We start from the raw sequence: 10250 nt of genomic DNA on the forward strand, positions 1-10250 counted from the left end.
TATCCCCCCGCTATGAACTGCAATGATTCCCACTCCAAAAAACCAGATTCAATGGATGTGATTCAATTGATGCATTACTTTAAGATGCACTGGACTGGAATTCGAACTGGCTCGGCGTTCGCCCAAACTGCTTTTTAAATGCACCAATAAAGTGTGACATGTTTTCAAAACCCAATTCGTGAGCCACTTCAGAAATGTTTTTGCCACTCATATGGATGAGCTCCTCCGCCTTTTTCAAGCGTTGTCTTCTGAACCATTTTCCAGGGGTTTCCCTATACACTTCCACGAACCTTCGCTTAAAACTAGATAAGCTCATATTGGCAAGTTCAGCACGTTCCGGAATGGTCAAGTTCTCATACATAGTCTGCTCCACCTTCGCCCTAAAATTGATTTTTTCAGGCTCCCCAATGGTCAGAAGAAATTTTTGAAATGGAAGACTGTTATCCGAAAGTAACATCATAAGTAAAAGGGCCTCCACCTTTATCCGGACTATGGGATTGGCAACCTTATTGTTTTCTTTAAAATAGGCTATCAAAAAATCAACATAGGGTACCACATTGGCTGGCGTTGTCACTTTTGTCAATCTTTGGTCGAATTGATTGATGGATGCGGTTATATAATCCCGATACTTTAATTTGAACTCTTGAAGATAACTTTCATGTAACACAATAAGGGCAGCATTGAATTCACCTTCGATACATATTTCCCCTCCAATAATGTCAGTGCCCTGGTTCAGAAAAACCATTTCATTTTGTTCCAGCCTTGTCTTATTGATATGGGTTCTAACGGTCTGTTCCCCTTCCATGGTCATTAAAATCAATGCTTGATTGAAGCCTATACTTTTACTTGCACAACCAGAACTGCTTATGGTTTCGACATACGTATTCCTATCAATGTTGCACACAATCCTATCTTCGGTCCTATCTAGCCTATTTTTAACCACCATTACTTGATATTTGAATTCATTCCGTGACTGAAGCATGCTCCGTTCAGTTGATTATGAGCAACTTGTTTACGAAGTCCATTCATGAAAACATAAGATCTGCATAAATGATTCCCATATCAAAGAATGATTCTCATTTTAATCAAATTCAATACAGGGAATACAATGGCACCTTTAAATGCCTTCCTTTTTTTATTTTGTAAAACTACCTATGAAACCACCTTAACCTAATTAACATATGTTAAATAATTCGCCGTAAAACCACTTTTCTTTGTTTCCTGATCAAAAAACAGTCCACCAAACTAGAAAAAGAACAAGTTTAGTTAGCTATCCAACTACATCATTTTATACCCGGTCAAATATGGGACAAGGACATGTATCGCATCTTGGTATTCACCAAGAATCCCATAGTAATAGTACCAAAAGAAAAGATCTTTGAGGCCGGACCTTATTTTAATTGGACTTTTACCGCAAAGCGTGTCGACTTTACCATTGATTTCAAACCAGTTGATTCTCTAATTTCCGCGGTTGATATCGAGCATGCCCTGAAGCACAGTTTCCTTTTATCTTCATTCGGAAAACCCAGGACAAGGATTGAATACTCCAAAAACTCAGAATGCCATATACATCGGTCACAATCCGTAAAGTGGAAATGAACAAGAGACAGTGACCTTCATCTGCAACAACCCTACTATTTGCACAGATTCTGCAACTTATTGAACTTTTAATAGCTTTCCGACGACCAGTATCTTCTAATTTTGCAAAAGCATATGGTTGAATAAACCTTGTTTATGGATATACGGAACCATGTTCATTTCAAATCATTGAAAGAAAATGGCCAAGCCCAAAAATTATAAAACATCATGAGAATCCTCCGCTTTCCACCCCTGTTCCCATTACTAGTATTTCTAAACGGATGCAAGGAAATAACTACAACTGCACCAAACAAAGCAATGATCGGTGATGCTGTTGAATTGACCAAATTTCAATTGGTCCCAGTCAAAAATGGAACTATTGATGACAATAAATTATTGATCCTTGATTTTTGGGCCACATGGTGCGGTCCATGTATCCAGTTGGAACAAATACAAGACCGGCACAGGGACAAGCTACAGGTCCTTGCCATTAGTGATGAGAGCGTTGAAAAAGTTGAAAGTTTCATAAATCAAAGAGATTTAAACCTCACCTTTTTCAATGACATCAAAGGGAACTTATTCAAGTCTTTTTCCATCCAAAGCATATCAATCACCTTCCTACCGTCCAAAAAAGGTGACCTTTTATGGACGGGTAATTCAAAAGACCTTGATACAATTCTTGAAACGTATTTTTCCTCTGGGCAAATTCCCCAAATCATTCCAGATGGAAAGAACCAAAGGTATTATGCCCTCACCGCTGGAATGGATCGGGAAGACCGTAGTTTCAAATACATTCTGGAAGATTCATCCGACTCGGACAAATACTTCGTCAAAAATCAAAAAAAATGACTCCTCGTTGATTAATATCAAATATGTAGCTATGCCTGTTTCAGAAATCGTATTAGATTTATTGGGGGTGGAAGCTAAAAACCTCAGGAACGGAAGGAGCGATCTGGACACTGTTTGGTCAACCTCACTGCAAAAAGCACAAAATTCATGTACGGCGATAAAAAAGTTGGCTACTCGATGACTTAAAAAAGTCTTTGGATTTAGGTTGAAAAAGGAAACCGTATCCAATAATTGTTTTTTCCTTGAAGTTGTTTCCCCAGAAACCCTAAAAGCTTACATCAATCCAACAGATGGAAGGGGAAGTATCGAAACGGTTAATGGCAAAAGAAGAATATATTAGGTTGTCCTTGGAACAACTGGCATCCTATTTCCAATCGAAGCTTGACCATTTTGTCATATACGATGGAGTAAACAATCATAAGTTCGATTTAGAGCTGACACCTTTTGATGGTCCAGAAGAATTAAACTCCGGTTTGAGGAATATCGGACTCCAGTTGGTCAAGGGTGAAAAGCAAATGGGGTTTTGAGAAATACAATGAATTGGCATTATCCCGAAATTCATCGGCAGGGACTCAGTTGGTTCCAAAACAGGATGGTCAAGTTGTTTTTTTGATTCGATTGGCGAGACATCTAGGTATGAGCAATGAAAGGCAAGCTTGAGCATAGCATACCATGACGGACATAATGAACTGTTTTGATTGTTTTTTGGTCTTAAACCACATCTCGAATATTTAATTACAGGCTACATTTGCACCGGTTTTTCAGCATCAAAAACCATATGATATAACAACTGGATTCAATTTGGGTTTAAATGAATTACAGACCAGCTCTAAATTGGATACTCAGGATTTCCATGAATCAAGGAATCCTAAAAGGTTTATTAGCAACTTTGAAATAACTATGAAAAAATCAACAAAGTCCCTAACATTTCCATTTTTATTCTCCTATGTCAAACCTGACTCGGACCGAAACTCACCTTCATATCGCCAGAAAGCTGTACTCAAGAACAGGAACACCTTTATTAAAGTCGGTGCACAACCCAAAATAATCGAAGAAGAAAAAACGGAATGCAGTGGCTAGGATATAATCACAGCCCCGAATCCATCATGTTTTCAAATACGGTCCAGAACATGGATTTCATGTAGGAGTCAAATCGATTGGTCCAAGCCTTAAACAACACCTTGCCGATGAAACATACGCTCAGTAAAATCTCCTATCTGTATTGCAAAGCATCGTAAAACAGGTCATTCAAAAACCAAACTCGACATTGGAAATGGAAATGAACATTAATCCCACCATTGCCACCATAGTGTAAGTCTTCTGTACCCTTCTAACTTTAATGTCCATTGGCTGGTATCTTTTACTCATTGGCATTTTCATTCTAATTTACTTGGCTCTACAGATCATCCTCATGAGGAAACTTCACGATATGGGCGGAGCCCAAAAAATGTACTTCACCTCCACTCTCACAAGTTTTGTTCTTCTCTGCTTGTTGAGGGAAGACTTTGGAGATATGGCAGACAGCGCTATAAGCCCAACAAGTCTATTATCAAGTTTTTTAAGGTTGAGGGATTCTGTTAGATATCGGGAGGTTTCCCTTTTTGGCGCGGCCATTAACTTTTTATGGTTTGGCCAATTGATTGCCCAAACCATAGGGCTCATAAAATTTAGATAAATAGTGGACTAGCAATTAATGACCCCACTTGACGCAGCTGAGAGTTCCAGCTTCTTGTAAAGAGCGAACCACACCCCCATAACATCGATTGAACACACCAATATATGGAAGCCTCAGGGAATTCAGTGAGACCAGCTTGGGCAACCATAGCAGAGGCCGAAGACAAATAATGCTCCATGTACGGTATGTTTCCAGGATATTCATTGAACATAGGGTACCACTGAATGATGATATTGAAGCATTGAGTTTGTAGAAAGAAAATGGGCAATTTATTATGTAGCAATTAAGGATAGATGTCCCTTTGAGCAAGAAAAAAATGGAGATAAGCCTTTCTAAAAGTACCAGAGAAAGGAACTGGTAATTTCAACAAAGAAAACCATTGAAAAAAAGAAATTTCAAATCCTACCTCAACATTATGTTTCGACAAACAGCGAATGACCACACAAAATGAGTTGTATACCTCACATCTCCAAATCTACGGTATCAAGGTCACGATTATGAATTGTTCATCGCACAATAAATACGAATCGCAAACAAATTATATCCAAGGATTTAAGCGATAGTTGGAAAAATCAATGTATTGGACCCAATTGCCACGCATAAAAGATACGGTGAAAGGAATGGACCATGCAGTTTACGGCCATCTTTGAAAATACGGCAATAAAGCAACCATCCTAATAGACTCAACACATCGCCTAGGAAGCGTTGAATTAAAAAAGCTGGTTCCTTTTAAGAAAAATGTCAAAAAGACATTATCAAAATACAACAACAAGAAAGATCTTACGGCAATTGTTGAAACAGATATACATTGAAGGCCATCCACCAACCAAATTGGTTGAAAATAGAACAACATATGTGATTAAGAACGAAATAGTCAATTATTTGAACTTTTTAAAGGTCAGTTATGACACAAAGGTGGCTACTTTTGTACCACAGAGCATCAATGATGCGACCTTAAGACTTGAAAATACCAACATTCATGTCAAAACAATTCATTAAGCTGTTGTAACAATTGGATTATGATACCAAATTACAAGGGGATAAATATTGGAAAATTCAAGATTTAGGTTAGTTGGTTATGCGGGAGATATCAGGAACACAGATACTCCCGCCAAATCATTCTAATTTGTTGCTCTAAGTTGATCAAAAGTGTTTGTTGATTTAAAATTCCCGTATCGTCTATAAATTGATGAAGAAATCATAGTGTTAGTGTTGGTTTTAATCAACTGTCATCAGGGGGGTTAATAGAGGTTTCTCTCCTGAAACCATCAATTCGGTACGGGTCTTTTTACTCCCATTCCCAGTAATACGAACAAACGGAATTACACAATTACAATCAAGTACTGGAAAATTTGATAAACAAAATTCAAGAAGAAGCCATTCAGACAGTTGTGGACGCTATGTGGGTCATTACCTGAAAATGATGAAAAACCGATGCTTAAAGGCCTATTAGCCCCCTTGCCTGAAATTGAGCTGTTTTGATTATGATTTGGACGTTTTGAAAGGGTTCACTCCCTGATTCCTAAACACCTTTGTACAGCATTACCAAATCTTATGGGGGCAAATTTTGCACTACGATAACCTCGACTCTACGCGGATGTAACATTATCCTGTATTATGTATTCCCTGTTGTTTTAACGCCATAATTGTTTTTGTACAGCGGTCACCCAATCAGTATCAGCCGGACCTCAAGGCCATAGACAACCCCAAGGTAAGAGGGAACATCGATTCCAAGGTTGCCGTCCCAGGTGCTTGCCTATTATTTGGACAGGGGCAACCTTTGCCCATAAGACACGAAATTCAGATTCCACCAATCCGTTTTTAAAACAATCCACAGAAAACATTACCAACAACATACTAAAATGAGAAATAATAAATTTTAAACAACATGCGAAAAATAAATCTTACAGTACTTTCCATACTTTTTCTTGCCCTTGGTTGCGACAAATCAACTGATACCATTGAACCTATCAATGATGGGGGTGATTCGCCCGAAGATGAAGTATCCAAAGACCCCTCTTATATCGAAACCATTGTATTCAATCCTTCAACAAGTGGTCCATTCCAAATTCAGGGCTTGGACGCATCAAACGGACATCAATACTTCATTTATGACCAAAGTGTCTGGCGCATCGCTCCAGAAACTGACAATAGTACCCCGGGAGCTCACTGTAGAGGACAACCTCGACTGGCCTGCTACGCTAAAAGTAATGGGTGATGTTCTGTATTATCAGGGAGATTTTACCTGGGCCATCACACATGATATAAAGAAAGTGGACTTGAACAAGATATCGGAAGGCATAACCTCAACATTTCCCATTACAGAATCATCAAGGGCCCAATTGTTCAAAATCGCAGATAAGTTGATTTATACATCCAGTGAAAACGCATTATCACCCGTAAACAATTTTTACGAATTCAATCCAACGGGAATGGATCCACTGATTTTAACGGATGTATTTCTTTTTCCCAAGAATTTTCGAACCGTGGAAAACTTTGTGTATTTCTCAATTTCCAATGATCCAATGAGGTTCGCCAATTTGATTTGAATAATCCCTCGGAGCCCTCTGTACTTATATTTAAACTTACTGAAAATGCAAACGGCTCCATTGGTAATGTTGATATCCTTGGTTTTGAAATAAAGAACAGTATGCTGTTTCTATCCCAAATAGATAACAACAAATTATTCGTTAAAGACTTGGAACAAGACAATGAAGAACCAATGATATTGAAAACGAACGGTGATAACGGATCAACCGGATATGGAGAGTTGATCATTATAGGCGACAGGCTTTTTGCAAAAAAGTTTTTTGAAAATCAATTTGAGGTTTTTGAGCTTCCATAAGCCTTGATCCAGCTAAAAAAATAGCGTGATCTATCCAATACATACCGAGATGACCTGTTGTATTTGCGCATTCAATCCCTACAATAGTCCAAGCCCCCTGTAGGGATTGTTACGCATACAATTGCTGCTCGAATGAAAGCATATAATGTAGAAGTGAGAAAAAAGCTAGATTTACGCTCATTTATTTCCAAGACTCCGCAACAAAACATGCAAAAAGACCTTCTGAGAAAGGTTTTTGAACTTTTTGAAGCCGCCAATCACAATACTTTTTATTTAATTTATCACATCCATAAACTTTAAAAATCATATGGAGGCTATTCATTTTAGGACTTTACGGACTGATCAAAACCCATACAACTTTGGTTCTTCCCCATCCAACTGAACATTTCAAAAATCACAACCTATTCGCAATAAATATCATAATAAACCAGATACAGCTCAACCCATGAATCCTTTTCAACTTTAGGGGTATTGAGGAATCCGTTCGTTTTTTGAAAATCCCATGTCATGATGAAAGTTCCAGATAATAAAAGTACAGAAATGTTAAAATCAAAAAAAGGGCAAGGTTGTGCACGACCCTATTTTGCAAAAAAGGTGGGGATGGTTAAAAAACTGGTGTTAGTGCTGTTTTTAGCTTTGGTAGTTCTGCCCATGGCATTAGTTATATTGCAGGTTCTAAATCATCTTCCCCATCAGCACGATAATTTCCTGGATCCGATTTTAAGGATCTTTGAATGAACCATAGGAGGTTCATATGGACCATGATACTTTGCGAGCTATTCAAAAGGATACGATAAAGGTGTCCCGATTGAAAATCATCCGTCTTACTTTCAACCACCTTCAGTCTACAAAAACATGATTTAAAAATAGTGTTAACATGCCCAAAAGTATAGGTGATAAACGTATCAACAAAGTATGATGCTTGTTCCACTGTCCACTTTCAAATCTTTAGTGACCCACTATTCCTGAAACCGTCGGGCCAATCTTAAAATAGACCCCGCCACCCAAAACCAGAATACGGCTTCTGGTAATTGACAATGGATGTGGTGTAGGGCTTCAACATAAATGTCCCAACTCCCCTTTGGTATCGGGTTACGGAAGAAGTTTCATATATATAGTACGGCTGCCCATATTGCCCATGATCCGCTTTTCAAGTAAGGATTCATCCTTTTGGCAACCGAAGCATCACTTTAAAAACCCTTTAGGGGTAAGTCAATAGGTATGGACATAAATTTCCCTGTTCCTGCTACACCGGTTATCCATTTACTTTTCAATTGGATTGATAAACACCATTGAACAATACTATTCTCCATTTATCCGGGTCTTCATATGTTTTACTCTTACCTATCCAATATGGATTTTCAGGTTCAACCGGTTTGACACCAAATTCCAGTAATTGTCTATTGGCCGCATCATATTTTTCAGGGGTATCGAAATAAAGGACCAAAAGGTTTTCTTTGGTCGGTTTCGGCAAATGCTCCTTTATTTCGTGTTCAGTGAATTCCAAATGATATTTACTATTTGGCATACCCAACATAAGACCACTATATCCATCATGATCCGAAAAGGAACCGAGCACCTTCATGCCCAATGCCTCGGTATAAAATTTTTTAATTTCAACCAACTGATTGGTTGGTCTTGCAATTCTAAACTGAACGGCATCTTCAATGATACCATGATTTACATTTCCACTATTGTCAACCCGCTGACAACAAATTAAAATTGATGAAACAAAAATCCCTATGAGTATGTTCTTCATTTTCATTTTTTATTGCAATATTGAATTCATGTTATCCATGGTACTCCGGAGCAAAAAAAAGCATCAAAAAGTATTTACCTTACCTAATTATTGGAACTATTTGGCCCGCAGGATGAAGTTACGATTACCTCATGAGCATTTTGTCCCACATCATCCGCCCTTTCACATTAAATCTTATCGGAAAATTGGACCGTAATGATTTTAGGCGTTGATTTTGTAATCCTACAGGAAATTCTAAAAGAATAGCTTTAATCGTTCAAACGGATAAATATAGCAACCAATATCTAAAAATCCCATTCTTCCAAAACCAATGAACCTTTTAGGACAACCTTTGAACTTTTATGCAAGGAACACATTGGTAATATGATGTAATTTTGCTTACCAAGCAACATAAAAAAAAGGCGTCATGAACATTGTAAAACCACCGATGGACACAGTGGCGAATACATTGTTATTACCATAACGGAATGGATTTCCAGCATGTTTATAAAAGATATTCCATGGCTATGGTACCCATGATGGAATCATTGGGAAATCACAGGAATTCACCTAACCGGAACTTGGAAGAACAGGTATACAGGTATAGTGGAGTAAAACTTTCAAGGAAAACAACAACAGATTATAATGTTGGAGGATTTATTTTGATTGTCCAGATAAGGAATTATCCATTTTTCAGAGTATAAACCAACACATGGAACAGAACTCCATTTTATGCGAGCACCATGGTCGCATTACACAAAGTAATCAATTTATTAACCCCTTTAGTGGAACAAAAAATGAACATAAAGTCCAAACTATTTACAACAACCTTGATTATTGCGACCTTCGCAAGCTGTATTGATAAGGATAACAGCCATTCGGAATGGAAATTAATATACAAAACCAATGCAGAGGGCCAGCCCATTTTTGGTGATAAAAAAGAGCTCATAAGCATTACCAGAAAAGGTTATCCCATAAGAATCGGTTGGACATCGCGTCGGAGAAGTGATACCACAAAAAGCGTAGAGCATACGGTAGATGGTGAATTCCTGACGATAGCCAATGGCAAGGAAGTATTTGTACAAATCCAACCCTTTCTTGCACAAAAGCCTGATTTGACGAGCGATACCTTGAGCATGACATTACTTCCACTCCAGTCCCATTGGGTCCTGGGCACCAATGGAATGATAAGCAGTGTATCGGTTGATTTTTCCAAGAATACCGCGAAAGCCTACCCTCCCAGCCCTTTCAGATATGCAATGAGTTGGTTTGCATATATTCCCAATGATTCAGAATAATCCAGTAATCCTGTATTCAAAAAAGTATGGTATGAAAACAGCATAGTGTACATATCGTTAACAACCGATCACAAAAAATAACGAATGAACTCAATGATGCCAGAAAAAGGAATTGAATAACAACCTATGCAAAATGGTCGAATGTAATGTCATTACAAGTGCCTGGTAAGATTAATAGACCTAAAATGGACTTGCAACAAAAAAGTGGACAATTAGATAAGAGTCATGCCGCTGATTTTTGGTCATACATTTCGTTTTCAAATTCCT

The 10250-nt window shown here is 38.0% G+C and carries 12 protein-coding genes; 10 read left to right on the forward strand and 2 right to left on the reverse strand.

Going from position 1 to position 10250, the window contains the following annotated elements; genetic code table 11:
• Positions 1-79: 79 nt before the first annotated feature.
• Entirely contained in the window at positions 80-982 is a 903-nt protein-coding gene (locus D2V08_RS03375; RefSeq protein ID WP_119606696.1) for a helix-turn-helix domain-containing protein, read from the reverse strand.
• 824 nt (positions 983-1806) lie between these two features.
• On the opposite strand from D2V08_RS03375, the gene D2V08_RS03385 reads away from it, so the two are divergent.
• From D2V08_RS03385 to D2V08_RS03425, 8 genes are all read left to right on the forward strand, one after another.
• Positions 1807-2427: a TlpA family protein disulfide reductase gene (locus tag D2V08_RS03385; RefSeq protein WP_119606698.1), complete on the forward strand. Its 621-nt coding sequence runs from the start codon at positions 1807-1809 to the stop codon at positions 2425-2427.
• Positions 2428-2717: 290 nt separating this feature from the next.
• A complete protein-coding gene (locus D2V08_RS03390) occupies positions 2718-2954 on the forward strand; it encodes a hypothetical protein (protein WP_220473379.1) in 237 nt (78 codons plus the stop codon).
• A gap of 373 nt (positions 2955-3327) precedes the next feature.
• On the forward strand, positions 3328-3507 hold the full coding sequence (locus D2V08_RS03395) for a hypothetical protein (protein ID WP_119606700.1): 180 nt from the start codon (positions 3328-3330) through the stop codon (positions 3505-3507).
• Positions 3508-3838: 331 nt separating this feature from the next.
• Entirely contained in the window at positions 3839-4102 is a 264-nt protein-coding gene (locus D2V08_RS17195) for a hypothetical protein (protein ID WP_147374063.1), read from the forward strand.
• 1888 nt (positions 4103-5990) lie between these two features.
• Positions 5991-6320 carry a hypothetical protein gene (locus D2V08_RS03410; RefSeq protein ID WP_119606703.1) on the forward strand — a complete coding sequence of 110 codons (330 nt, stop codon included), beginning with the start codon at positions 5991-5993 and terminating at the stop codon, positions 6318-6320.
• Positions 6313-6651 carry a hypothetical protein gene (locus tag D2V08_RS03415; RefSeq protein WP_119606704.1) on the forward strand — a complete coding sequence of 113 codons (339 nt, stop codon included), beginning with the start codon at positions 6313-6315 and terminating at the stop codon, positions 6649-6651. The genes D2V08_RS03410 and D2V08_RS03415 overlap by 8 nt, the downstream gene beginning before the upstream one ends.
• Positions 6648-6947: a hypothetical protein gene (locus tag D2V08_RS03420; RefSeq protein WP_119606705.1), complete on the forward strand. Its 300-nt coding sequence runs from the start codon at positions 6648-6650 to the stop codon at positions 6945-6947. Before D2V08_RS03415 ends, D2V08_RS03420 begins: the two co-directional genes overlap by 4 nt.
• A gap of 507 nt (positions 6948-7454) precedes the next feature.
• On the forward strand, positions 7455-7685 hold the full coding sequence (locus tag D2V08_RS03425; protein ID WP_119606706.1) for a hypothetical protein: 231 nt from the start codon (positions 7455-7457) through the stop codon (positions 7683-7685).
• Positions 7686-8217: 532 nt separating this feature from the next.
• On the opposite strand, the gene D2V08_RS03430 is transcribed toward D2V08_RS03425, so the two are convergent.
• Positions 8218-8706 carry a VOC family protein gene (locus tag D2V08_RS03430; RefSeq protein WP_182835482.1) on the reverse strand — a complete coding sequence of 163 codons (489 nt, stop codon included), beginning with the start codon at positions 8704-8706 and terminating at the stop codon, positions 8218-8220.
• A gap of 467 nt (positions 8707-9173) precedes the next feature.
• On the opposite strand from D2V08_RS03430, the gene D2V08_RS03435 reads away from it, so the two are divergent.
• Both D2V08_RS03435 and D2V08_RS03440 read left to right on the forward strand, forming a co-directional pair.
• Positions 9174-9389 (forward strand): hypothetical protein, encoded by a 216-nt coding sequence (locus tag D2V08_RS03435; RefSeq protein ID WP_119606708.1) that lies wholly within the window; start codon positions 9174-9176, stop codon positions 9387-9389.
• 93 nt (positions 9390-9482) lie between these two features.
• Positions 9483-9983 (forward strand): hypothetical protein, encoded by a 501-nt coding sequence (locus D2V08_RS03440; protein WP_147374064.1) that lies wholly within the window; start codon positions 9483-9485, stop codon positions 9981-9983.
• The last annotated feature ends 267 nt before the right edge of the window (positions 9984-10250 follow it).

Origin of the sequence: Flagellimonas lutimaris (assembly GCF_003581615.1) — a bacterium.
Taxonomy (GTDB): Bacteria; Bacteroidota; Bacteroidia; order Flavobacteriales; family Flavobacteriaceae; genus Flagellimonas; species Flagellimonas lutimaris.